Below are 23,328 nucleotides of genomic sequence, written 5' to 3' on the forward strand. Positions count from 1 at the left end.
ACGTTTGCAATTGCGGCGGTTCCATAAATGCACCACATGGAGAAAAAATTGAAAGTATCCAAAGAGATCCAAGCACTGATCGCCGAACGCCTGCCTGGCCATAGCCTGGATGCGCCGTTTTACCTGAGCCCGGAAGTATTCGAGATGGACATCCGGGAGATTTTCGGCAAGCACTGGATCCATGTCGCGGTCGATCCGGATATTCCTGAGCCGGGCGACTACGTGACGGTCGAGATCGGCCTCAATTCCATCGTGGTAGTGCGCGACGACGACATGGCGGTGCGCGCCTATCACAACGTCTGCCGCCACCGCGGCGCGCGCCTGTGCTCGGAGCACAAGGGTTCGGTCGGCAATCTGGTATGTCCTTATCATCAATGGACTTACAACCTGGGCGGCGAGCTGATCTATGCCGAGCACATGGGTGAGAAGTTCGACCGCTGCAAGCATAGCCTCAAGTCGGTGCATGTGGAAAACCTGGCAGGGCTGATCTTCATCTGCCTGGCGGAGCAGCCGCCCGAGGATTTTTCGGTAATGCGAGAAGCCATGGCGCCCTATCTGCAGCCGCACGGCCTGCAGGATTGCAAGATCGCCAAGCAAGTTGATCTGATCGAAGAAGGCAACTGGAAGCTGACCATGGAAAACAATCGCGAGTGCTATCACTGCGCGACCAACCATCCGGAATTGACGGCGTCCTTGTTCGAGTTCGGTTTCGGCTATCAGAGCGCGCCCGGCAACGCCGAGCAGATCGGCGAGTTCAACCGCCTGGCCGCAGAGCGCTGCGCCGAATGGGAGCGCGGTGGCCTGCCGTCGGCCGAGATCGAGCGGCTGGACGAGCTGGTAAGCGGCTTCCGCACGCAGCGCTTGCCTTTGGACCGCGCCGGCGAATCGCAGACGCTGGACGGCAAGGTTGCTTGCGGCAGGCTGCTGGGGCAATTCGAGCGCGCCGACCTGGGCGGCCTGTCGTTCTGGACCCAGCCGAATTCCTGGCATCATTTCATGAGCGATCATATCGTCAGCTTTTCGGTCCTGCCCTTGTCGGCGGAACGGACGCTGGTGCGCACTAAATGGCTGGTGCACAAGGATGCGCGCGAAGGCATCGACTATCAACTGGATAACCTGACTGCGGTGTGGAATGCGACCAATGACCAGGACAAGCGCCTGGTCGAGCTGTCGCAGCAGGGCGCCCGCAGCAGCGCCTACCAGCCCGGCCCTTATTCGCCGTTTACCGAAGGCCTGGTGGAAAAATTCTGCACCTGGTACATCGGCCGCCTGAAGCACGGTTTGGCCGGGCCTGAGGCTGCTGCAGTGAGCGTGCTGCGGAGAATGGATTGAAAGCCGAAATTTTGCCGGGACCGGTCATGGATACAAATAAACTGAATCGCCGGAATTTCTGGGACGCCCTGCCGCCGCTGTGGAGCAGCGATAGCGAGGATACCTTGGTGTGCTGCCAGGTGCGCGCGGAGACGCATGACGTCAAGAGTTTTTTCTTCGCCACGCCCGACGGCAGCGCCTTCGTCTTCCAGCCCGGCCAGTTCATCACGCTGGAGCTGGAAATCGATGGCGAAGCCATCAACCGCTGCTACACCATTTCCTCCTCGCCGGCGCGGCCGCACACCATCTCGATCACAGTCAAGCGGGTGCCCGGAGGGCCGGTGTCCAATTGGTTGCACGACAACCTGAAAGCAGGCGACAAGGTCAAGGTGCTGCGGCCGGCCGGCGATTTCACCTGCGCGCTCCATCCGGCGGAAAAATACCTGTTCCTGTCGGCCGGCTCGGGCATTACGCCATTGATGTCGATGGCGCGCACCCATCACGACCTGTGCGATGACCGCGACATCGTTTTCATCCACAGCGCGCGCACGCCGGACGACATCATCTTCGAACGCGAGCTGGGCCTGATCGCCGCCAGCCAGCAAAATTTCAAGACCCGTTTCATCTGCGAACGGCCGGGCCAGCGCCGTGACTGGCCGGGACCGACCGGCATGCTGTCGCTGGCGGCGCTGAAGCTGATGGCGCCCGATTTCATGGAACGCGAAGTCTTCGTCTGCGGCCCCGCACCCTACATGAAGGCGGTGCGCAGCATGCTGGATGAAGCAGGCTTCGACCGCACGCGCTATCACGAAGAAAGTTTTTCCTTCGAGGTTTTGCAGCAGGAGGCTGAGCAGGAAAACTCTGCCAACGGTTCTGCACAGGCAAACGCTGAACCGTTGGTGCTGGCCGGCTTTGAAATCAACTTCCAGAAGAGCAATCGCCTGATCGTCTGCGGCCCTCAGCAGCATGTGCTGGAAGCCGCCCGCAACGCAGGAGTGCGGCTGGCATCCTCCTGCGCCCAAGGCATGTGCGGCACCTGCAAGGTCAAACTGGTTTCCGGCAGCGTCGACATGCAGCACAAAGGCGGCATCCGCCAGCGCGAAATAGATCAAGGCATGGTGCTCCTATGCTGCAGCAAACCGTTAAGCAACCTGGTAGTAGATAAATAGTAAAACATAGGAAATGCCGTCAATTGGGGTCAGAGTTTTTTTACGACAGCCTCATCGTCGTAAATTACTCCGACCCCAATTGACGGCCCACGGAGTACAAGCAGCAGCCAGTCAACGTAAATGAATTCGACTCCGACCCCAATTAATTCAATCGGCGGGTTCCGGAGTACAAGCCGCAGCAGGTCGGATCAAATCAATTCGACTCTGACCCCAATTAATTGCAAGAACGCCGAAAGAGCCAGCCATGAATCCACTACGAAAACTATGCTATTTAGCCCTCACGCTGACATGCCTCGCAGGCTCCGGCGCGGCAATCGCTGAATCCAAGCCGGTCATCAAAATCGGTTATGTGGAAGGCTGGTCCGACAGCGTCGCGACGACCTATGTCGCGGCCCAGATCATCCGCCAGGATCTGGGCTATGAAGTCAAACTGATTCCGGTATCCGCCGGCCTGATGTGGCAGGGGGTGGCGCGTGGCGACCTGGATGCGACCATGTCGGCGTGGCTGCCGGCTACCCAAGGCGCCTACTATGAAAAGCTGAAGGACAAGGTAGTCAACCTGGGCGTCAACTTCGCCGGCGCCAGGATAGGCCTGATCGTGCCGGCCTATGTCAATGCCGCCAGCATCGCAGACCTGACGGCGCAGAAAGCCGCTTTCGACGGCCGCATCGTCGGCATCGATGCCGGCGCCGGCGTCATGACCAAGACTGAGCTGGCGATCAAGGAATACGGTCTGGACTACAAGCTGCTGCCGAGCTCGGGCAGCGGCATGGCTGCTGAACTGGAACGCTCGATCAGGAACAACAAGGCGATCGCGGTGACGGGCTGGGTGCCGCACTGGATGTTCGCTAAGTGGAAACTCAAGTTCCTTGACGATCCGAAGAAGGTCTATGGAGAAGCCGAGCATGTCGACAATATCGCCAATCCCGGACTGGCGGCAAAGGCGAAGCCGGTCAACGACTTGCTGAAGCATTTTTCATGGGAGCCGGGCGAGATCGACAGCGTCATGCTGGCGATAGAAAGCGGCGCCAAGCCGGAAGCCGCGGCCAGGCAATGGCTGGATGCGCATCCTCAGCGCGTCAGTCAATGGCTGCAGAAATAGGCGCGACTAGGCTTTCATCAAGGCAACCGCGGCAAGCTCCGCTTCGCCCAGCAGCCAGGAGCGGAATGCCGCGATCCTGGGATTCTGCGCCGACGCCTTGGGATAGACCAGCCAGTAGGCATAGTCGTTTTTCAGGCGCTGCGGGAAGGGCGCGAGCAAGCGGCCCGCGGCGATATCGCCGGCTGCCAGGAACAAGCGGCCGAGCAGTACGCCGTGTCCGTCGGCGGCGGCTTGCAGCGCCAGGCTGGAGTCGGTAAAGCTGGCGCCTTTGCGCACATCGACGGCGGGCGCGTCGACCAGTTCCAGCCAGCGCGGCCAGCTGTCGCGCGGGGTGTCGTGCAGCAGCGGATGGCGGCGCAGGTCGGCCGGCGTTTGCAGCGGCGCGCGCTGCGCCAGCGCCGGGCTGTACATCGGCGTCAGCCATTCTTCAGCGATCAGGTCCGCCTGCAAGCCGTTCCAGCGGCCGTTGCCGAGACGGATGCCGAGATCGAACTGCTGATTCGAAAAGTCCCAGCTTTCTTCGATGCTGACCAGGTCCAGTTCTATCTCCGGATGGGCGGCGTGGAAGCGGCTCAGGTGCGGCATCAGCCATTTTGCGGCAAACGAGGGCAGTACCGTGATACGCAAGGTACCGGCAGCAGAGTTGCTGGTCAGGCGCTCGGTGGCGGCGGTCAGTCGGTCGAGGGCATCGGCCACTTCCGGCAGGTAGCTGGCGCCGTCCAGCGTCAGCGCCAAGGCATGGCCGCGCCGCTCGAACAGTTTCAATCCCAGCCATTCTTCCAGCTGTTTCACCTGATGGCTGATCGCCGCCTGGGTGACGTACAGCTCGGCTGCGGCACGCGTGAAATTGCGGTGGCGGGCAGCTGCTTCGAAGGCTTTCAAGGAGGAGAGGGGAGGCAGTCGGCGCATCGCTCAATCAATTTTTCTTATCGAAGCCATGAGAATACTTCGTTTTGCCGGGATGCGTAAGTGCGGTCTAATCTGCCTCACAAAATAAACGGAGAGAGCGAACATGATTGCAATCGAGACCTGGCTGCTGCTGTTGGGATTTGCAGTGCCTGTGGTGATCAGTCCCGGTCCTGGCAATACCGTGCTGGCGGCCGCAGGCGCCAAGTTCGGCTTGCGCGGCACGTTTCCCTTCTGGCTTGGCTTCGAATTAGCGAATCTGTTCTGGTGTCTGGTCTACGGCCTTGGCCTAAGCGAACTGGTGCGGCAGCATCCTTTGCTGAGCGAAATCATGAAGTGGGCGGGAACCGCCTACATCCTGTACCTGGCCTATGGTTTCCTGCAGCCGGCGCAGCCTTCGGATGGCAAGCAAGCAAGGCCACTGACCGTGGCCGACGGCATTGTCTCGGTGTCATTGAACCTGAAAATCCATTCGATGATCCTGGTGATGTTTTCCCAGTTCATGAATCCAGCCATGCCGTTGTTCGATCAGGTGCTACAGATTTCCAGCGTTTTCATGCTGGTCTGCGTGGCTTGCCATTTTCCGTGGATCTATGCCGGTCAGCTGATTTTCAGCCGTATCAGGACGGCACGCGCCATGCGTTTGCAAGGCTATCTGTTTGCCGCCTGCATGGTGCTGGTGGCCTTGTTTGTTGCGTTTTCCTAGGCTTTGCGATGCAGAGATTCAATTCGACCAGCGAGCCAGTCATGAGCTGTAGCGCGACCTGTTGTCAACGAAGAGAAATGCATCCGCTTGCGGGGGTGTCGTTGCTGCGGAACGTGTCCGCGGAATTGCGGCGGACTGCGCGGCGTGTCGCCGGCTGGTGGCAAGGGCGCCTGGTGCCGGCACGACCGTTGCCGCGCCATTTATCGACAGCACGCGATCTTAGCGACCACGTTCTGCGCGATATCGGCTATATCGACGCGCTGCCGCCGCGTGAAGCCGCGCACCGTGACAATTTCTATTGAGCCGCCTGTCAATGCCGCCTTGCATTCCTTTTTCAGAGCGCCGGCGGCCGCTGCGCGCTGGCCGGGCTGGCGGCGGCCACCTTCATGTCGCCGCCCAGGGCTTGATATAGCTTGACCTGGCTGTTGAGCAGATTGAGATTGTTGTCCGCCACGGCAATCTCGGCGGAGCGCAGGGTTTCCTGTCCATCGAGCCAGATCTTCAGCGTCACCGAACCGGCGCGGTAGCGTTCCTGGTACAGGCTTTCGATGCGCCGGGCCGCCGCCAGCGACTGTTCCAGCTTGAGGCCCTGGGCCTGGAACTGGCTGCGTGCGGACAGCGCGATTTCGACGTCGCGCAAAGCCTTGTAGAAAGTCTGGCGGAAGTCGACCGAGGCTTTTTCATAATCGATCTTCGAGACGGCGATGGTCAGCTGCATCTGGTTCCACTGCAGGAATGGAAAAATCAGGCTGGAGGCCAGCGTGCCTACCGGGTTTTGCAGCAGGTTTTGCAGACTGGTGCTGGTGCTGCCGAGGCTGCCGGTCAGGCTGAAGGTCGGGTAGTAGCCGGTGCGTATGGCGTCGGCGCTGGACAGCGTCTTGCGCAGCCGCAGTTCTGCTGCGCGCAAATCCGGCCGCCGCGCCAGCAGCTCTGCAGGCAGGCCGGCGTCGACCGCCGGCAGGGTCTCGGTGGCCAGCCGATAATGTTCGCTGCCCTCGGTTTCCGGCGGACCGTTGAACAGGATCGCCAGCGCGCTGCGGGTTTCAACCATGTCTTGCAGCAGCTGCGTATGGCTGGCCTGCTGCGACGCCAGCGAGCGCTCGGCTTCCAGCACTTCCAGCGAGGACACGGCGCCGGCTTCGTATTGCACGCGCACCAGCTGCAGGATCCTGGCGACATAGGCGATGCTTTGTTCGCTGAGGGCAATGCGCTGCTGCAGGTTGGCGATTTTCCAGTACAGGCCGGCAGTGGTGCCGATCAGCGACAAGGCCGCGCTATCGCGGTCTTCCGCCGTCGCCAGCGCCTCCCATTGGGCAGCGTCGCGCTGGCTGGCCAGCTTGCCCCACAGGTCCACTTCATAGGCGACGCTCGCGCTCAGCGACTGGCTGCGGCTGCTGACCGGTGCTCCGGGAAGGCCTGGCGGATTATTGGACGAACCGCCCAGGTTGCGGCTGTTGCTGGTGCTCAGGCTCAGCGAGACGGTTGGGTTGGTGTTAGCCAGGCCGGCTTGCAGCTGCGCCCGCCGCACCAGGATGGCGGCCGCCGCCAGGTCATTGTTGCGCGCCAGCGCCAGCTCGATCAATTGGTCCAGCTGCGGATCGTTGAAGTTGCGCCACCAGCGGTCGTGCAGGGTGGTGTCGCCGGCTGTCGGGACCGGCTGGTTTTGCCAGGCCGCTGGCGTGCTGAGCGCTTGCGGCTGGTAGGGCGTATGCATGGCGCTGCAGCCGGCCAGCAAGCTGGCGGCTAACAGGCCGAGGGTGGTGTGGGAGTAGCGCATGGGGATAGGTTTCATTCTCGTGCGAGGGCCTCGACCGGATCCAGGCGGGCCGCGTTGCGGGCGGGTAGAAATCCGAAGATGATGCCGATCAGGGTGGAACAGGTACAGGCAACCACGATGGAAGTGAGCGAATAGTGCATCTGGAAACTGCCGCCGAAGCTGGCGAACAGCACGCCGATGCCGAGCGCCAAGCCGATGCCGAGCACACCGCCCAGCAGGCAGACCAGCACCGCTTCGATCAGGAACTGCCGCATGATGTCGCCCTGCCGCGCGCCGACCGCCATGCGCACGCCGATTTCCTGGATCCGTTCGGTGACCGAGACCAGCATGATGTTCATCACGCCGATGCCGCCTACCGCCAGCGAGATCAGGGCGATCATCGACACCAGCAGGGTCATGGTGCGGGTGGTCGATTCGATCGTCTTGCGGATGCTGTCGCTGTTCAGGATGTAGAAATCCTTGCTGCCATGGCGCTGGGTGAGCAGTTTGACGATGCTTTGCTCGGCGGCGGCAGGAGAGGCGGCATCGTTGATGCGCACCGCGATCGACTGCAGGGAAGACTGGCCGATGATGCGCTTCTGTGCGGTGGTATAGGGCACCCACAAGGTCAGGCTGCTGCCGCCACCGCCGAAGGAATTTCTTTCCTTCTTGGCGACGCCGATGACGCGGCTGGGTATGTTCCCCAGCATCAGTACCTGGCCGATAGGATCGCCGCCGCTGCCGAACAGCTTCTGGCGCGTATTGTGATCGATCACCACTTCCTGCAACTGATGGCGGATGCTGTCCGGCGTGAAGGTCCTGCCTTCCGCCATCTGTATCCCGTACACGCGGAAATGCTGGTCGCCGACGCCTTGCAGCGAGGCGCTCACCGAGATGTTCCGGTAGCGCACCGTGGCCGCCGTGGTGACGCCGGGCGTGGCGCTGTCGGCATACGGCTGCTGCGCCAGCACATCGGCATCGGCCGACACCAGGGTGCGCAGCGCGGACGCCTTTTCGTCGCCCCAGTCCTTGCCGGGATAGATCGTGATGTTGTTGGTGCCGAGGAAGCTGATGTCTTTCAGGATCTGGCGGCGCGAACCTTCGCCCAGCGCCACCACCGACACCACCGAGGCGATGCCGATGATAATCCCCAGCATGGTGAGGAAACTGCGCAGCCGGTGCGAACGCATGGCCAGCAAAGCCATGCGGCAGGCTTCGACCAGGCTGGCGCCGGTGGCGCGCCAGGACGACTCTTGCTGCAGGCCGATCTGCGGCCGGCTTGCGTTTGCTGCGGCAGCCGGCGCCGGGATGCTGCCGCCGCTCTTGCTAGGACGGTCGGCGATGATTGCGCCATCGCTGATCTCGATGATGCGTTGCGCATACCCGGCCACGTGCATGTCGTGCGTGACGATGATCACGGTATGGCCTTCGGCATGCAGTTCCTGCAGGATCTTGATGACTTCCTGGCCGCTGTGGCTGTCGAGGGCGCCGGTCGGTTCGTCGGCCAGTATCACCTGGCCGCCGTTCATCAGCGAGCGGGCGATGCTGACGCGTTGCTGCTGGCCGCCGGACAGCTGGCTGGGGCGGTGGTGGGTACGGTTAGCCAGGCCCAGGCGCGCCAGCAATTCATGGGCGCGCTGCTTGCGCGCCGCCGCCGGCTTGCCGGCATAGATCGCCGGGATTTCGACATTGCTGGCGGCGTCCAGATCCGGCAGCAGATGATAGCGCTGGAAAATGAAGCCGAAATGCTCGCGCCGCAGCTGCGCCAGCGCATCCGGCTGCATCTCGCCGGTAGCCTGGCCGGCGACATGATAGCTGCCGCTGCTGGGCCGATCGAGACAGCCGAGGATATTCATCAGCGTCGACTTGCCCGAGCCGGAAGGGCCGACCAGCGCCACCATTTCACCGGCGGCGATCTTCAGGTTGATATTGTTAAGGACGGTGACGGTTTCTTCGCCGGATGGAAAGCGCCGGTACAGTCCGCTCAGTTCTAGCAGGGCTGATTCCATGCTCAGCCCGCGATCATGACGCTTTGTTCGGCCGCGGGTGCGCCGTCGGCTTCACCGATGACGACTTTTTCTCCCGCCTTGAGGCCATCCAGTACCTGCGCCTGGACATTGTTGATGCCGATCCGCACCTGGCGCGTGGCTACCGTGTGCTTGCCATCCTTGGTCTGCAGCACCTTGACCTGATAGCGGCCGTCCTTGCCGCGTTCGCCCAGCGCGGTCGAGGGAATCATCAATGCGCCCTTGGCTTCGTTAAGGACGATGGAGACCTGCGCCGTCATCGAAATGCGCAGCTTGCTGTCGGGATTGGGGACGTCGAACAGAGCGTTGTAGTACACCGGCGCCGCGGTCGCATTAGTCTTGCTTTTGTCTGTGCCGTCGCTGCTGATCGAATCCGGCGCCGGATCGACGCTGCGCAGGGTGCCGTTGTAGCGGTGGTCGGGATCGCCCAGGATGGTGAAGAAGGCCAGCTGCTGTGGCTTGACGCGGATGACGTCGGCTTCCGACACCAGCGCTTTCACGGTCATGGTTTTCAGTTCGGCCAGGATGATGATGGTCGGCGCCAGCTGGGCGGAGTTGACGGTTTGCCCTTCCTTGGTGACGATAGACACCACCTTGCCATCCATCGGTGCGGTGATCTTGGTGTAGCCCAGGTTCAGCATGGCGGTGTTGACGGTGATCTTGGCCTGTTCGATCTGCGCGTTGAGCGCATCGATATCGGCCAGGGTCGTTTGCAGCGTGGCTTGCGCGCTTTCATAGCTCTCGCGCGAACCGGCGTCGCCCGCCAGCAAGCGCTGCTGGCGCGCAAAATTCAGGCGCGCCTGCGCCAGGCTGGCCTGTTTGGAACGTAGCTGGGCGCGCACCTGGTTCAGCCCCGCCTGCGCGTTTTGCAGCGCATTTTGCTGCGTCAGCGAATCGATCTCGGCCACCAGCTGGCCCTTCTTCACCTCCTGGCCCAGCATCACCTTCAGCGATTTCAGCTGGCCGGATACCTGGGCGCCAACATTCACCTGCTGCAAAGCTTCCAGCGAACCGCTGGCCAACACAGTGTCCTGGATGTCGCCGGTGGTGACCGGTGCGGTGAGATATTGCGGTTCTTTGCTAGCGGAAAAGAAATGTCGGTAGAGACCGAATGCAAGCAGTAAAAGTAGCCCTGCAGAAACAATATAGGTCAGGGGTTTGTTTTTCAATAAACGCATGATGGGAGTCCACGAATTGCCGGATCGCCATGTTCTGCCATTCAAATCGAGATGATGAAATAAAGAATAGAGAAAATGGCACGATGTTGCATCTCGGCATCCCGGTTCCAGCCGTTGCTCCAATGCGGCTAGCGCATTGCGCATGGCTGTGCATCAGAAGCCGTACCGGCGCATAAGTTCCCTTGCAATGAGTGCAAGTCGGCGGTTGTCAGCGCGTTTCCTTTGCCGTTACTATGGGTTCACGCCACGCTGGCAACGTACCGGCTGTCGTGTATCTCATTAAAGAGGATGCTTATGGATCTGCTTATTCGTAATGCCTCGCTGCCGAACGGCAGGACTGGGGTCGATATCGCTATTGCCGGCGGCCGCATCAATGCAGTGGGCGTGGCGCTAGCGGTCGACGCCGCGCAGGAAATCGATGCCGGCGGCAACCTGGTGACGCCGCCGTTTGTCGATGCCCATTTTCATATGGATGCCACGCTCAGTTACGGCCTGCCGCGCGTCAACAGCTCCGGCACGCTGCTGGAAGGGATCGCGCTGTGGGGTGAACTGAAGCCGATGCTGACGCAGGAAGCACTGGTGGCGCGCGCCATGCAGTATTGCGACTGGGCGGTGGCGCGCGGTTTGCTGGCGATCCGTTCGCATGTCGATATCTGCGACGACCGCCTGCTGGCGGTGGAGGCGCTGCTGCATGTCAAGCGCCGGGTGGCGCCATACCTCGATCTGCAGCTGGTGGCGTTTCCGCAGGACGGTTTGCTGCGCAGCCCGAATGCGTTCGCCAACCTGAAACGGGCCATCGCCATGGGCGTCGACGTGGTCGGCGGCATTCCGCATTTCGAGCGCACCATGGCCGAGGGCGCCGAGTCGATCAAGCTGCTGTGCGAGTTCGCCGCCGAAAAAGGGCTGCGCGTCGACATGCATTGCGACGAATCGGACGACCCCATGTCGCGCCATATCGAAACCCTGGCCTTTCATACGCGGCGGCTGGGGCTGCACGGCCTGGTGGCGGGATCGCACCTGACCTCGATGCATTCGATGGATAATTATTACGTCAGCAAGCTGCTGCCGCTGATCCGCGAAGCGGGCGTGGCGGCGATCGCCAATCCGCTCATCAACATCACCTTGCAGGGGCGCCACGACACTTACCCGAAACGCCGCGGCATGACCCGCGTGCCGGAAATGCTGGAGGCTGGCATCGACGTCGCCTTTGGCCATGATTGCGTGATGGATCCCTGGTACAGCCTGGGATCGGGTGACATGCTGGAGGTGGCGCACATGGGCTTGCATGTGGCGCAGATGACCGGGCAGGAGGCGATGCACGCCTGCTTCATGGCGGTGACGGAAACCCCGGCGCGCATACTCGGCCTCGGCGGCTATGGCTTGACCCCGGGCTGCAATGCCGACCTGGTGGTGCTGGACGCTGGCTGTACGGTGGAGGCGATCAGGCTGCGCGCCGGCCGGCGTTATGTGATCCGGCGCGGCAAGGTGATCAGCCAGTCGCCGGCGGCGCAGGCCACCCTGAGCTTGCCGGGCCGGCCGGCGGCGCTCGATTTCCGCCTGCATTCCGCCTGACCGGAAAACCGTCAGGCGGCCTTGCTTAGAAAGTCTTGGTCAAGGACAGCACCAGCGTAGTGGCCAACGGATTTGAGACATCTGCCACTCCGGCCGAATTCAGCACGCCGGTGGTGTAGCGATCGTAGACGCCGTTCTTGCCCCAGCCCTTGGTGACCGCACCGGTTACCGACCAGCCGCCGTCGAAGGACTTACTCAGCGCCACTTTGCCGTCCTGGAAGCTATAGGCGGAAAAATTCCTTACCCGCTCGTTACCGTAATGCAGCAGCAGGCTGTAACCGCTGCCGAGATCGAAAGTGCCGTTCAGGTCGAGATAGCCGGAGCCGCGGCTGTGCTGGCCGTTGCCTATGCCCAGCGTGGCGCTGTTATAGCCGAAATAGTCCGGCGTGTAGGTCAGCCAGTACTTGACGTTGAACCATTTATAGGTGAGCGAGGCCACCGCTTCGCCATAGTTGTACTTGGTGTGGGCAAACGATATTTCAGCGCCAGGGTAGACGTAGTAGTAGATCTGCCCGGTGTAAGTCAGGTCGCCAGCGCTGCCGGTGTAGCCGCCATACAAATCCCACTCGACCGAACCGTTTTCGATGAAATGATCGCTCACGCTAGACATCCAGGTGCCGGCAAACAGGCCGCTCGGATGGACATAGTCGACGCCGCCCTGTATCGCCGGCTTGCCCCAGGTCTGGCGGAAACCGCGCGAGACATATTGCGATGCGATCGTGACGTTGGCGGTGAACGGCGATGCCGGAGCGACGGCGGGCGCCGCAGCCGGCGCCGCAGCAGCACCGGCGCTGTCGCTAGTCTGGGCCAGCGCCGGCAGGTGCAAGGCGCATGCCATCAGCGCCGCCAGCCATGAGTACATCGTGATTCTGTTGAATTTCTGAAACATGTCTACTGCTCCCTTTGAATGTGTTTCCATTTTGATATCAATCGCATTTTATGACGATTGCCGGCGATTGCTGCAAACAGAAAACGAGACTGCATGGATGCGGCGGCAGTCGAACAGCTGCCGTGCCGGTGCGGTAATGCGCGCCAGGTTGCTGTGTGAGGCGATTACCTGCGGATAATTATTGTCCCGGTGTCCAAACGCAACTCCTCGCAATTGCGACTAAAAATGATGGAATTGCGACAGCTGCGGATACCGTCGGGCATCACTAGTCATGGCACGACACGTGCTTCGTCGTTTTTGAATAAGTGCTTGTCGTAAATCGTCATTCGGTCAAAGACCTTTGTCGCGACTATGTGATTAACGCTGGACGAAGTTTTCCGTGAATTTCCCGCGATCGTGACGGTCGCGCGATGTCGCTGCTGCTTGTCTTTCCTGCTGTGCTGCACATACACTCTGCAGCAGTGGATTTCAAACAAGCGGGCAATGACCGTCAGGCTAGACCCGCACGCTAGCGATACGTTGCAGCAAGGCATTGTCCCGGCAGCAACTGGTTGCATGCACTATCAGGAGACAGGTAATGAAGTCTGCAAAAGTAGTGGTCGACCGTTTGTACAAGGTCTTCGGCAACAATCCGCAACTGGCCTTGAGCATGCTCGAAAAAGGGCACTCCAAGGACAAGATATTTGCCGAAACCGGACAGGTGGTTGGCGTCCACAACGTTTCCTTCGAGGTGCAGGAGGGCGAGATCTTTGTCTTGATGGGGCTGTCTGGCTCCGGCAAGTCGACCCTGATCCGCCTCATCAACCGCCTGGTCGATCCGAGCGCCGGCAATGTCCTGGTGGATGGCCAGAACGTGGCGCAGATGACGAATTCGCAATTGATCAAGCTGCGCCGGCGCGACATGAGCATGGTGTTCCAGTCGTTCGCGCTGATGCCGCACCGCACCGTGCTGTCGAATGCCGCCTTCGGCCTGGAAGTGGCCGGCACCGGAAAAAAGGAGCGCGAGCGGCGCACCATGACGGTACTGGAACAAGTCGGCCTGGCATCGTTCGCCGCCAAGCTGCCGTGCGAACTGTCGGGCGGCATGCAGCAGCGCGTCGGCCTGGCGCGCGCGCTGGCGGTCAATCCGTCGCTGATGATCATGGACGAAGCCTTCTCCGCGCTCGATCCGCTCAAGCGCAAGGAAATGCAGGATGTGCTGCTGGATTTGCAAAAGGAACAACGGCGCACCATCATTTTCGTGTCGCACGACCTGGAAGAAGCGCTGCGCATCGGCAGCCGCATCGCCATCATGGAAGGCGGCCGGCTGGTGCAGGTCGGCACCGCCCAGGAAATCATCGACAACCCGGCTGAAGAATATGTGCGCGCCTTCTTCGATGGCGTCGACACCAACCGCTACCTGACCGCCGGCGACCTGATGCAAGCCAACGCCGTGCCGCTGGTGGCTTCCGCCAGCGAACTGCATGCCAATGGCGACCTGTATGCCAGCAGTCGATCCGACTATGCCTTCGTGGTGGATGGCGCGCGCAAGGTGCAGGGCATCGTCGCCACTCGCCGCCACGCCGACGCCGACGGCAATCCCCAGGCCGGCGCCATGGACCAGATCGAGGTGATCCATCACCGCAGCAACCTGGAAGACGTGATGGACAAGCTGATCAACAGCCGCTCGCCGTTGCCGGTAGTGGATGGCGATGGCTGCTATTGCGGCGCGATCAGCCAGGCCATGGTTCTCAAAGCTTTGTCTACATCCCGAGGTTCGCATGTCTGAGCATCTTCCTTTGGGGCGCTGGGTCGACCAGTTCGTCCATTACATACTCGATAAGCACGGCAACAGCTTCGACAGCTTCGGCAACGCCATCAGCTGGTTTGCCGAATCCATAGAACACGGCTTGCAAGTGCTGCCGCTGTGGCTGCTGATGGGCTTTTTCATCGTGCTCGGCGTCTGGCGCGTCGGCTTCAAGTTTGCGCTGTTCACCGTGGTGTCTTTCTTCGTGATCTACAACACCGGCTTCTGGGACCAGACCATCGTCACCCTGGGGCTGACCATTTCTTCCACCCTGATCAGCCTGGCGCTGGGGATTCCGGTCGGCGTCTGGGCCGCCAAGAGCAAGCGGGTGGCGATGATCGTGCGCCCCATCCTCGACCTGATGCAGACCATGCCGGCCTTCGTCTACCTGATTCCGGCCGCCATGATGTTTGGCCTGGGGCGGGTGCCGGGCATCATTTCCACCGTGATTTTTGCGATGCCGCCGGCGGTGCGCCTGACCGCGCTCGGCATCCGCCAGGTCAACAATGAAATCGTCGAAGCCGGCCAGGCCTTCGGCTGCACCAGCTGGCAGCTGCTGTACAAGGTGCAGTTCCCGAACGCCTTGCCGTCGATCATGGCGGGCATCAACCAGACCATCATGATGGCCTTGTCGATGGTGATCATCGCCTCGATGGTGGGCGCGGGTGGGCTCGGCAACGACGTGCTGGCCAGCATCCAGCGGCTGGACATCGGCCTCGGTTTTGAAAGCGGACTGAGCGTGGTGCTGCTGGCGATCATCCTGGACCGTATCACCGAAAGTTTCGGCCGCACGCCGGAAGCCGGCAAGGTGCAGCGTTTTTTCCGGCTGCGCAAATGGTTTCGCAAGAGTCCGGCGCTGGCCACCAGCTAGCCGGCCGGCAGAAGCATTAAGCGATTTGAGCAAGATTGCAGCAACGTGATCCGGGCGCTGGAAGTCCAGCGCCGGTAGCCATAGATGGAGGCAGGATGTCTTCGCAGCAGCTAGCTTCAAAACCGGCGTCGCCGCCAAGCGCGGCGCCAGCGCCGGTGGTGCACTTCGGCTTCCTGACCTTGCCGAATTTTTCGATGATCGCCTTCGCCAGCGCCATCGAGGTCCTGCGCATGGCCAACTACATCAGCCGCCAGACCTTGTACCGCTGGTCGGTGATCAGTGTCGACGGCTTGCCGGCCCAGGCCAGCAACGGCTTGCCGATCACGCCGACGCTGACGCTGGAGCAGGCCGGCACGCCCGACATCCTGTTCGTCTGCGGCGGCGTCAAGATCCACGAGGCGGTCAACGACAAGTTGAACGCCATGCTGACCCAGCTGGCGCGGCGCAACGTCATGCTGGGCGGGATCTGCACCGGCAGCTATGCCTTGGTCAAAGCGGGGCTGATGAACGGCTACCAGTGCGCCATCCACTGGGAAAACATCTCGGCCCTGCGTGAGGATTTTCCGCGGGTGCTGTTCACCGAAGGGCTGTTTGCGGTAGACCGCGACCGCCTTACCTGTTCCGGCGGCACCGCGCCTATCGACCTGATGCTGAACCTGACCGCCAACCGCTACGGCAAGACGCTGGCGGCGGAAATTTCCGAACAGTTCATCCTGGAACGGATACGCGACGGCGCCTACCAGCAGCATATTCCGATCGCCGCCCGGCTCGGCTTCAGCCGCAAGGAGCTGATCGAAGTGGCGCGGCTGATGGAAACCCACATCGAAGAAACCCTGTCGTTCGAGGAGATCGCCAGGCTGGTGGGCTTGTCGCAACGGCAGCTGCAGCGCATGTTCAAGTATTACCTGGACGTCACGCCTACCCATTACTACCTGCAGCTGCGCCTGCGGCGCGCCCGCGAACTGCTGCTGCAAACCACGATGTCGATCATGAGCGTGACAGTGGCTTGCGGCTTCCAGTCGTCCTGCCATTTCAGCAAGGCTTACCGCAACCAGTTCGGACGTTCGCCCAGCAGCGAGCGGCACCTGCGCCATCCTTACCTGTCAGCGGTCGACGAATTGCCGCCGTTGCCACCGCTGCCGCTGGCGCCGGACGAGCTGTTTGACGCCGGCAGGCAATAGCATGTCGCAATCGGTCTAAGCCGTCGCGTGCATGCGAGTAATTTCTGGTTTGTACGAGCACGCATGGTTCCCAGCTGAGCGCTGGCCTTGCGTCGAAGTGCGAAATCAAGCGTTTAATTTATGCCGATGCAATGCAACCGGGAGCGTCGGACTTTCGTCTTTGCCACAGGAGAAAATGCAATGAAATCATTCAAGCTGGCGCTGGCCGGCATGGGCATGGCCTCGGCCTGTTTTATGCTAATGCTGGGTTCCGCACAGGCGCAGGAGCCGCAATCGTGCAGGAACGTCCGTTTCGCCGATGTCGGCTGGACCGATATCGCCGCCACCACCGGTCTCGCATCGGCCGTGTATGAGGGGCTGGGCTATCACACCACCAAGACCATTGCCTCGGTGCCGATCACCTTTGCCGGCGTCAAGAACAAGCAGATCGACTTGTTCCTCGGTTACTGGGCGCCGACCATGGATCCTATCATCGCGCCGTTCGTCAAGGACAGTTCGGTGAAAGTGCTGGCCACGCCTAACCTGACCGGCGCCAAATATACGCTGGCGGTGCCGACCTATGCCTACGATGCCGGCCTCAAGACCTTTGCCGACATCGCTAAATTTTCCAAGGAGCTGGACGGCAAGATCTACGGCATCGAGCCCGGCAACGACGGCAATGCGCTGATCCAGGGCATGATCAGCAAGAACCAGTTCAACCTGAAGAACTTCAAGATGGTGGAATCCAGCGAGGCCGGCATGCTGATCGAGCTGGGCCGAGCGGTCAAGCAAAAGAAATGGATCGTGATCCTGGGCTGGGAACCGCATCCGATGAATGTGCAGCAAAAGATCAGCTACCTGAGCGGCGGCGACGAGGTGTTCGGTCCTAACTACGGCGAAGCCAAGGTTTACACCGTGACCGCAACCGATTACGCGACACGCTGCCCGAACGCTGACAAGCTGGCCGTCAACCTGCAATTTTCCACCGGCATCGAAAACCAGCTGATGGGACGCATCATGGACAAGGAAGATCCGAAGACGGCGGCCAAGGAATGGCTGAAGAAGAATCCGCAGGTCCTGGAAAAACTGCTGGCCGGCGTCAAGACCTTCGATGGCAAGGATGGTTTGCCGGCGGTGAAGACTTCACTCGGATTGTAACGGCGCAAACAATCAGAGGGGTCGTCCCCGCGAACGCGGGGACCCACGTTAGATGCGTCAACATGGATTCCCGCGTTCGCGGGAATGACGGGGTCGCCTAGACGTGGCCGACGAAACGGGGTCGCCTAGACGGTAAATTTTAGATTTCATAACATCCTGACTGGAGGAGACTCAATGTCTGAAAATCGTGGCGTGGTTTATATCGAACAGGGCAAGGTAGAAATACAGTCCATCCCATTCCCCAAGCTGGATAATCCGCAAGGCCGGAAAATCGAGCATGGCGTGATCCTGAAAGTGGTGTCCACCAATATCTGCGGTTCCGACCAGCACATGGTGCGCGGCCGCACAACCGCCCAGGCCGGGCTGGTGCTGGGCCATGAAATTACCGGCGAAGTGATAGAAGTCGGTTCCGATGTCGAAACCATCAGGAAGGGCGACCTGGTGTCGGTGCCGTTCAACGTCGCCTGCGGCCGCTGCCGCACCTGCAAGGAACAGCATACCGGTGTCTGCGAAACCGTGAATCCTGCGCGCGCCGGCGGCGCCTACGGCTATGTCGATATGGGCGGCTGGATCGGTGGCCAGGCTGAATACGTGATGGTGCCGTATGCCGATTTCAATCTGCTGCGTTTTCCGGATAAAGAACAGGCGATGGCGAAGATCCGCGACCTGACCTGTCTGTCGGATATCCTGCCGACCGGTTACCACGGCGCGGTCACCGCCGGCGTCGGTCCCGGCGCCACCGTGTATGTCGCCGGCGCCGGTCCGGTCGGGTTGGCGGCGGCTGCTTCCGCGCGTTTGCTGGGGGCGGCGGTGGTGATCGTCGGCGATGTCAATCCTTTGCGTCTGATCCATGCGCGCAGCGTCGGCTTTGAAACGGTGGACCTGTCCACCGATGCTTCGCTCAGCGATCAGATCGCGCAGATACTCGGCGTGCCCGAGGTCGATTGCGCGATCGACTGCGTCGGCTTTGAAGCGCGCGGCCACGGCCATGCCGGGGCGCAGGCGGAAGCGCCGGCCACCGTGCTCAACTCGTTGATGGAAGTGACGCGCGTGGCGGGCAAGATCGGCATTCCGGGTTTGTATGTGACGGACGATCCGGGCGCGGTCGACAGCGCCGCCAAGCGCGGTAGCCTGAGCATCCGCCTCGGTCTCGGCTGGGCCAAGTCGCACAGCTTCCATACCGGCCAGACGCCGGTGATGAAGTACAACCGCCAGCTGATGCAGGCGATCCTGTGGGATCGCATCAAGATCGCAGACATTGTCGGCGTTGAGGTCATTACCTTGGACCAGGCGCCGGCCGGCTATCAGCAGTTCGATGCCGGGGCGCCGAAGAAGTTTGTCATCGATCCGCATCATTTGCTGAAAAAGGCTGCCTGAGGGACTGCTGCCGGCTGCTGTCTGCGCCGGCCGCAGTTGTCAGGCGGCCGTCAGCAGCGCCTGGAACTGATCCAGCGCCTCAACAAACTGCTGGTCGGACAACAACAGCAGCGCCTCTCCCACATACCACTCGATATAGCACTGCTGCGGCAAGGCCGCGTCGCTGGCGCGGCCAAACAGCCAGACGCCGTGTTCCCTGGCCAGCTGGTCGCGCGCGGCGTTCGCTGCCTCGCGCTCGACCGGCAGGTAGAGATGCAGCATATTGCAATGCGGCTGGCGCGGGTTGACTTGCCAGCGCGGGTAGCGCGTCAGCAATTGATACAGTTCGCGCGTGCGCTGCAGGTAGGCCGGCATGCGCGCCAGCTTTTCATCCAATCGCATGGCTGCCGCCACTACGTAAGGCGAGCGTTGATAGACGTTGCCGCCCATGCGTTTCATCCATTCGGATGCGCGGCTGATGAAATCCTGCTTGCCCAGCAACATGGCGCCGCCCAGGCCATCGATCCCCTTGTAGAGCGAAACGTAGGCGCTGTCGAAGCCGGACGCCACGCTGGCCAGCGGCTGTCCATAGCCGGCAGCCGCTTCCCATAGGCGCGCACCGTCCATGTGCAAATGAATATTCTTTTCACGGCAGTATTGCTTGACTGCTTCCAGCTGTTCCCAGGCCGGTAGCTGGCCGCCGATTTCGCGCATGGGCAGCTCATACAGCGCGGCTCCCAGCCGGTCCGGCAAGGCCTTCAGATCGTCCGCGGTCCACGGCCGGAACGGGCTGCCGACATTGAGTACTTTGAAATGGTCAAGCAACTGGTAATTGCTGCTTTCATGGCGCAAGATATGCGCCGTCGGATGGAGCGCCACTAGCTGGTTGTTCTTGTCCTGGCAGGCGATGCGCAGCGCCACCGTTTGCGCCATTGTGCCGGTGATGACGAAGCGGGCCGCCTCGAAACCCAGCAACCCCGCCACCTTGTTCTCGAAATCCTGGATCAGCGTACCTTCGCCATAGCTGTCGTGCTGGATATCATGCGCCTCGCACCAAGCCGCCATCGCGGCAAAATCCTGGGCGGCGGAGCGCGGTGCGGATGAAGAAAAGAAGGTATGGCACTGATTGCGTAGATTGGCGTTAGACATATCTGGTGGCTGAAGCGCTTTTGGCTAGGTCGGGGAAAGGAAGCTTGCTATCCTACCGCGATTTGGCGTTGCCGCCATGAAAGCCGTTTCTCGTTTGCAGGGAAAAAGCTTGGCGTCCTGGCCGAAAATGCCTGAGCGCCCGCCGCTTTCTCGGGAAAATGCCTAATTGGCAAGGTTTGTGCGCTTGACTTATCCCCTACAAGGAAATGTCATCGCGTCATGCCCGTCACTTGGTCGTAAAATTAAAATATGTCGTGCTTGTCGGAAAAGGACAAACACTTGTCAGCTACGGAAAATAGACCAGCCGCTGCAAGGACAAAATGATGTCAAGGAATAGCACTGCAGTTATCGCTGATGGCAGCATCGATCAGCACTGTTGCACTGTACTCTGGCGTTGTGGTGTCTTGCGCGGCCGGTGATGTTTGCCGAGAAAAATACTTCAACCCACCCAGGAGTTGTCATGAACGGTTTTACAGAATTTTGCCAGAGTATGAAATCGAGTTGTTTATGAACATCAGCACATTCGATTTATTCAAGGTCGGTATCGGTCCATCCAGTTCGCACACGGTGGGGCCGATGATTGCCGCCAACCGGTTCGCAGCTTATTTGCACGACGCAAATCTGCTCGATGCGGTGCATGCGGTGCGTGTCGAGCTGTACGGTTCGCTGGGCGCTACCGGCAAAGGCCATGGCAGCGACAAGGCGGTATTGCTGGGACTGGAAGCCAACCTGCCGGACAACATCGATCCGGATCACGTCGAGCCGCGGTTGGCGGAAATCCGCAGCACCAAGAAGCTGCTGCTGAACGGTACCCATCCGATCGGCTGCGTGGAAAAGGATCACGTGCTGTTTTTCCGGCGCGAGGCTTTGCCGCAGCATCCGAACGGCATGCGCTTCGTCGCCCTGGATGCGGCTGGCAGCGTGATTGCCGAGAAAGAGTACTACTCGGTCGGCGGCGGCTTCGTGGTCAGCAAGGAAGGCCAGCGCGTCAACCTGGTGCAGGCCGGCAGCGTGCAGTCGGAAGGCGAGCTGCCGTACCCCTTCCATTGCGGCGACGACTTGCTGCGCATGTCGGCGGAAAGCGGTTTGACCATCGCTGCTCTGATGATGGAAAACGAAAAGCACTGGCGCTCGGCGGAAGAAGTGCGCGCCAAGCTGCTGGGCATCTGGGATGTGATGGCGGCGGCGGTCAAGCGCGGCTGTTCCATCGATGGCGAATTGCCGGGCCCGATGAAGGTCAAGCGCCGTGCTGCCGAACTGTACCGGCAGCTGAAGGATCGTTCCGAGGAATCGTTCACCGATCCTTTGTCCATGCTGGACTGGGTCAACCTGTATGCGATGGCGGTGAATGAGGAAAACGCCGCTGGCGGCCGCATCGTCACGGCGCCGACCAATGGCGCGGCAGGGGTGCTGCCGGCGGTGCTGCATTACTACACCAAGTTCATCCCGGGCTCGAACAAGGACGGCGTCATGACCTTCATGCTGACGGCGGCGGCGATCGGCCTGATCTACAAGGAAAATGCATCGATCTCGGGCGCCGAAGTCGGCTGCCAGGGCGAGGTCGGGGTGGCATGTTCGATGGCGGCGGGTGCGCTGGCGGCTGTGCTGGGCGGCAGCACCGAGCAGATCGAGAACGCCGCCGAAATCGGTATGGAACACAATCTTGGCATGACCTGCGATCCGGTCGGTGGTTTGGTGCAGATTCCCTGCATCGAACGCAATGCGATGGGTGCGGTGAAGGCGATCAACGCCGCCCGCATGGCCCTGCGCGGCAACGGCAAGCACTATGTGTCGCTGGACAAGGTCATCAAGACCATGATGCAGACCGGCGCCGACATGAAGACCAAGTACAAGGAAACATCACGTGGTGGTTTGGCGGTAAATGTCATTGAGTGCTGAGTAGCTTTCAGCGATAACGCGGTTCCGGAATTTTGAGGGGTTTATGAGCAATTATTCGATATTCAGCTTGATCCGCAACAGCCTCTCCTATCATGAAAACTGGCAGCGGGCCTGGAAAAGCCCGGAACCGAAAAAGGAATACGACATCGTCATCGTCGGCGGTGGCGGCCATGGCCTGGCTACCGCCTACTACCTGGCCAAGGTGCACGGTCTGCGCAATATCGCCGTCATCGAAAAGGGCTGGATAGGCGGCGGCAACACCGCCCGCAACACTACCATTGTGCGCTCCAACTATCTGTGGGACGAATCGGCCATGCTGTATGAAAAGGCCATGCAGCTGTGGGAAGGTTTGTCGCAGGATCTCAATTACAACGTCATGTTCAGCCAGCGCGGCGTGATGAATCTGGCGCATACCTTGCAGGATGTGCGCGACACTGACCGTCGCATCAACGCCAACCGTCTCAACGGCGTCGATGCCGAATGGCTGACGCCGGCGCAGGTCAAGGAAATCGTTCCTATCATCAATCTCAACAGCCACTATCCGGTGCTGGGCGCTTCGTTCCAGCGCCGTGGCGGGGTGGCGCGGCACGATGCGGTGGCGTGGGGCTTTGCCCGCGGCGCCGATGAGCGCGGCGTCGATATCCTGCAGAATTGCGGTGTCACCGGTATCCGCCGCGAAAATGGCGCAGTGACCGGGGTAGACACCGTCAAGGGTTTTATCAAGGCCAAGAAAGTGGCCGTGGTGGCGGCCGGCCATTCCAGCGTGCTGGCGGCGATGGCGGGCATCCGTCTGCCGCTGGAAAGCCATCCACTGCAGGCGCTGGTGTCGGAACCGATCAAGCCGGTGCTCGATACGGTGGTGATGTCGAACGCGGTGCATGCCTACATCAGCCAGTCCGACAAGGGCGACCTGGTGATCGGCGCCGGCGTCGACCAGTACACCGGCTACGGCCAGCGCGGCAGTTATCACGTGATCGAAGGCACCTTGCAGGCGATCGTCGAAATGTTCCCGGTGTTCAGCCGGGTCCGCATGAACCGTCAGTGGGGCGGCATAGTCGACGTCTCGCCAGACGCCTGCCCGATCATTTCCAAGACGCCGGTCAAGGGCTTGTACTTCAATTGCGGCTGGGGCACCGGCGGCTTCAAGGCCACCCCGGGTTCGGGCTGGGTCTTCGCTCACACGATTGCCAACGATAACCCGCACCCGCTGAACGCGCCGTTTGCGCTGGACCGTTTCTACAACGGCCACCTGATCGACGAACACGGCGCCGCCGCCGTCGCTCACTGATCCCGCTCATCGATTTGCTTATTGAGCCTTGATTCAATCCGCCAT

19 protein-coding genes are annotated in these 23,328 nt (G+C 61.0%); 13 read left to right on the forward strand and 6 right to left on the reverse strand.

What is annotated here, in order from left to right:
- Positions 1-27: 27 nt before the first annotated feature.
- The 3 genes from BCF11_RS18345 (at position 28) to BCF11_RS18355 (ending at position 3,582) form a co-directional block, all read left to right on the forward strand.
- On the forward strand, positions 28-1,332 hold the full coding sequence (locus tag BCF11_RS18345) for an SRPBCC family protein (protein ID WP_199110920.1): 1,305 nt from the start codon (positions 28-30) through the stop codon (positions 1,330-1,332).
- A 26-nt stretch (positions 1,333-1,358) separates the two neighbouring features.
- Complete coding sequence (locus tag BCF11_RS18350) at positions 1,359-2,480, forward strand: hybrid-cluster NAD(P)-dependent oxidoreductase (protein ID WP_098497570.1); 1,122 nt, start codon at positions 1,359-1,361, stop codon at positions 2,478-2,480.
- A 244-nt stretch (positions 2,481-2,724) separates the two neighbouring features.
- A complete protein-coding gene (locus BCF11_RS18355) occupies positions 2,725-3,582 on the forward strand; it encodes a glycine betaine ABC transporter substrate-binding protein (protein WP_098496019.1) in 858 nt (285 codons plus the stop codon).
- A gap of 6 nt (positions 3,583-3,588) precedes the next feature.
- Here the strand turns inward: BCF11_RS18355 and BCF11_RS18360 are convergent, their stop codons facing one another.
- A complete protein-coding gene (locus BCF11_RS18360; protein ID WP_098496020.1) occupies positions 3,589-4,491 on the reverse strand; it encodes a transcriptional regulator GcvA in 903 nt (300 codons plus the stop codon).
- Positions 4,492-4,594: 103 nt separating this feature from the next.
- Between BCF11_RS18360 and BCF11_RS18365 the strand changes: the two genes are divergently transcribed.
- On the forward strand, positions 4,595-5,194 hold the full coding sequence (locus BCF11_RS18365) for a LysE family translocator (protein ID WP_098496021.1): 600 nt from the start codon (positions 4,595-4,597) through the stop codon (positions 5,192-5,194).
- 113 nt (positions 5,195-5,307) lie between these two features.
- Positions 5,308-5,496: a hypothetical protein gene (locus BCF11_RS18370; RefSeq protein WP_143751371.1), complete on the forward strand. Its 189-nt coding sequence runs from the start codon at positions 5,308-5,310 to the stop codon at positions 5,494-5,496.
- A 32-nt stretch (positions 5,497-5,528) separates the two neighbouring features.
- Here BCF11_RS18370 and BCF11_RS18375 read toward each other — a convergent pair whose 3' ends face one another.
- Genes BCF11_RS18375 through macA form a run of 3 tightly spaced genes read right to left on the reverse strand, consistent with a single transcriptional unit; the run spans position 5,529 to position 10,155 of the window.
- Entirely contained in the window at positions 5,529-6,986 is a 1,458-nt protein-coding gene (locus BCF11_RS18375) for an efflux transporter outer membrane subunit (RefSeq protein WP_098496023.1), read from the reverse strand.
- Positions 6,983-8,959 carry a MacB family efflux pump subunit gene (locus tag BCF11_RS18380; RefSeq protein ID WP_098496024.1) on the reverse strand — a complete coding sequence of 659 codons (1,977 nt, stop codon included), beginning with the start codon at positions 8,957-8,959 and terminating at the stop codon, positions 6,983-6,985. The genes BCF11_RS18375 and BCF11_RS18380 overlap by 4 nt, the downstream gene beginning before the upstream one ends.
- 2 nt (positions 8,960-8,961) lie before the next feature.
- A complete protein-coding gene (gene macA / locus BCF11_RS18385; protein ID WP_098496025.1) occupies positions 8,962-10,155 on the reverse strand; it encodes a macrolide transporter subunit MacA in 1,194 nt (397 codons plus the stop codon).
- 294 nt (positions 10,156-10,449) lie between these two features.
- Between macA and BCF11_RS18390 the strand changes: the two genes are divergently transcribed.
- Entirely contained in the window at positions 10,450-11,727 is a 1,278-nt protein-coding gene (locus BCF11_RS18390) for an amidohydrolase family protein (protein ID WP_098496026.1), read from the forward strand.
- Between the two features lie 25 nt (positions 11,728-11,752).
- On the opposite strand, the gene BCF11_RS18395 is transcribed toward BCF11_RS18390, so the two are convergent.
- Complete coding sequence (locus tag BCF11_RS18395) at positions 11,753-12,616, reverse strand: TorF family putative porin (RefSeq protein WP_199110923.1); 864 nt, start codon at positions 12,614-12,616, stop codon at positions 11,753-11,755.
- A 649-nt stretch (positions 12,617-13,265) separates the two neighbouring features.
- Here BCF11_RS18395 and BCF11_RS18400 point away from each other — a divergent pair.
- The 5 genes from BCF11_RS18400 to fdhA all read left to right on the forward strand — a co-directional run bounded on the left by BCF11_RS18400 (position 13,266) and on the right by fdhA (position 18,968).
- Positions 13,266-14,384 (forward strand): glycine betaine/L-proline ABC transporter ATP-binding protein, encoded by a 1,119-nt coding sequence (locus BCF11_RS18400; RefSeq protein ID WP_369827861.1) that lies wholly within the window; start codon positions 13,266-13,268, stop codon positions 14,382-14,384.
- Complete coding sequence (gene choW / locus BCF11_RS18405; RefSeq protein ID WP_098496029.1) at positions 14,377-15,273, forward strand: choline ABC transporter permease subunit; 897 nt, start codon at positions 14,377-14,379, stop codon at positions 15,271-15,273. Before BCF11_RS18400 ends, choW begins: the two co-directional genes overlap by 8 nt.
- A 95-nt stretch (positions 15,274-15,368) precedes the next feature.
- Entirely contained in the window at positions 15,369-16,454 is a 1,086-nt protein-coding gene (locus BCF11_RS18410; RefSeq protein WP_098496030.1) for a GlxA family transcriptional regulator, read from the forward strand.
- A 180-nt stretch (positions 16,455-16,634) separates the two neighbouring features.
- Positions 16,635-17,591: a choline ABC transporter substrate-binding protein gene (locus BCF11_RS18415; RefSeq protein WP_098496031.1), complete on the forward strand. Its 957-nt coding sequence runs from the start codon at positions 16,635-16,637 to the stop codon at positions 17,589-17,591.
- Positions 17,592-17,765: 174 nt separating this feature from the next.
- On the forward strand, positions 17,766-18,968 hold the full coding sequence (gene fdhA, locus BCF11_RS18420) for a formaldehyde dehydrogenase, glutathione-independent (protein WP_098496032.1): 1,203 nt from the start codon (positions 17,766-17,768) through the stop codon (positions 18,966-18,968).
- Between the two features lie 39 nt (positions 18,969-19,007).
- Here the strand turns inward: fdhA and BCF11_RS18425 are convergent, their stop codons facing one another.
- Positions 19,008-20,096 (reverse strand): low specificity L-threonine aldolase, encoded by a 1,089-nt coding sequence (locus tag BCF11_RS18425; protein WP_098496033.1) that lies wholly within the window; start codon positions 20,094-20,096, stop codon positions 19,008-19,010.
- A 507-nt stretch (positions 20,097-20,603) separates the two neighbouring features.
- Between BCF11_RS18425 and BCF11_RS18430 the strand changes: the two genes are divergently transcribed.
- Together BCF11_RS18430 and BCF11_RS18435 are read left to right on the forward strand one after the other, a co-directional pair.
- On the forward strand, positions 20,604-21,995 hold the full coding sequence (locus BCF11_RS18430) for an L-serine ammonia-lyase (RefSeq protein ID WP_098496034.1): 1,392 nt from the start codon (positions 20,604-20,606) through the stop codon (positions 21,993-21,995).
- A 43-nt stretch (positions 21,996-22,038) separates the two neighbouring features.
- A complete protein-coding gene (locus tag BCF11_RS18435; protein WP_098496035.1) occupies positions 22,039-23,283 on the forward strand; it encodes a sarcosine oxidase subunit beta family protein in 1,245 nt (414 codons plus the stop codon).
- Positions 23,284-23,328 lie beyond the last annotated feature (45 nt).

This window comes from Collimonas sp. PA-H2, assembly GCF_002564105.1.
Taxonomy (GTDB): domain Bacteria; phylum Pseudomonadota; class Gammaproteobacteria; order Burkholderiales; family Burkholderiaceae_D; genus Collimonas.

Bases quoted from the DNA above. Each gene is read 5' to 3' on its own strand.
- macA (WP_098496025.1), bottom strand. From the start codon at position 10,155: ATGCGTTTATTGAAAAACAAACCCCTGACCTATATTGTTTCTGCAGGG.
- BCF11_RS18390 (WP_098496026.1), top strand. From the start codon at position 10,450: ATGGATCTGCTTATTCGTAATGCCTCGCTGCCGAACGGCAGGACTGGG.
- BCF11_RS18415 (WP_098496031.1), top strand. From the start codon at position 16,635: ATGAAATCATTCAAGCTGGCGCTGGCCGGCATGGGCATGGCCTCGGCC.
- BCF11_RS18410 (WP_098496030.1), top strand. From the start codon at position 15,369: ATGTCTTCGCAGCAGCTAGCTTCAAAACCGGCGTCGCCGCCAAGCGCG.
- BCF11_RS18425 (WP_098496033.1), bottom strand. From the start codon at position 20,096: ATGTCTAACGCCAATCTACGCAATCAGTGCCATACCTTCTTTTCTTCA.
- fdhA (WP_098496032.1), top strand. From the start codon at position 17,766: ATGTCTGAAAATCGTGGCGTGGTTTATATCGAACAGGGCAAGGTAGAA.
- BCF11_RS18395 (WP_199110923.1), bottom strand. From the start codon at position 12,616: ATGTTTCAGAAATTCAACAGAATCACGATGTACTCATGGCTGGCGGCG.
- BCF11_RS18375 (WP_098496023.1), bottom strand. From the start codon at position 6,986: ATGAAACCTATCCCCATGCGCTACTCCCACACCACCCTCGGCCTGTTA.
- BCF11_RS18400 (WP_369827861.1), top strand. From the start codon at position 13,266: ATGCTCGAAAAAGGGCACTCCAAGGACAAGATATTTGCCGAAACCGGA.
- BCF11_RS18350 (WP_098497570.1), top strand. From the start codon at position 1,359: ATGGATACAAATAAACTGAATCGCCGGAATTTCTGGGACGCCCTGCCG.
- BCF11_RS18380 (WP_098496024.1), bottom strand. From the start codon at position 8,959: ATGGAATCAGCCCTGCTAGAACTGAGCGGACTGTACCGGCGCTTTCCA.
- BCF11_RS18345 (WP_199110920.1), top strand. From the start codon at position 28: ATGCACCACATGGAGAAAAAATTGAAAGTATCCAAAGAGATCCAAGCA.
- BCF11_RS18360 (WP_098496020.1), bottom strand. From the start codon at position 4,491: ATGCGCCGACTGCCTCCCCTCTCCTCCTTGAAAGCCTTCGAAGCAGCT.
- BCF11_RS18355 (WP_098496019.1), top strand. From the start codon at position 2,725: ATGAATCCACTACGAAAACTATGCTATTTAGCCCTCACGCTGACATGC.
- BCF11_RS18365 (WP_098496021.1), top strand. From the start codon at position 4,595: ATGATTGCAATCGAGACCTGGCTGCTGCTGTTGGGATTTGCAGTGCCT.
- BCF11_RS18435 (WP_098496035.1), top strand. From the start codon at position 22,039: ATGAGCAATTATTCGATATTCAGCTTGATCCGCAACAGCCTCTCCTAT.
- choW (WP_098496029.1), top strand. From the start codon at position 14,377: ATGTCTGAGCATCTTCCTTTGGGGCGCTGGGTCGACCAGTTCGTCCAT.
- BCF11_RS18430 (WP_098496034.1), top strand. From the start codon at position 20,604: ATGAACATCAGCACATTCGATTTATTCAAGGTCGGTATCGGTCCATCC.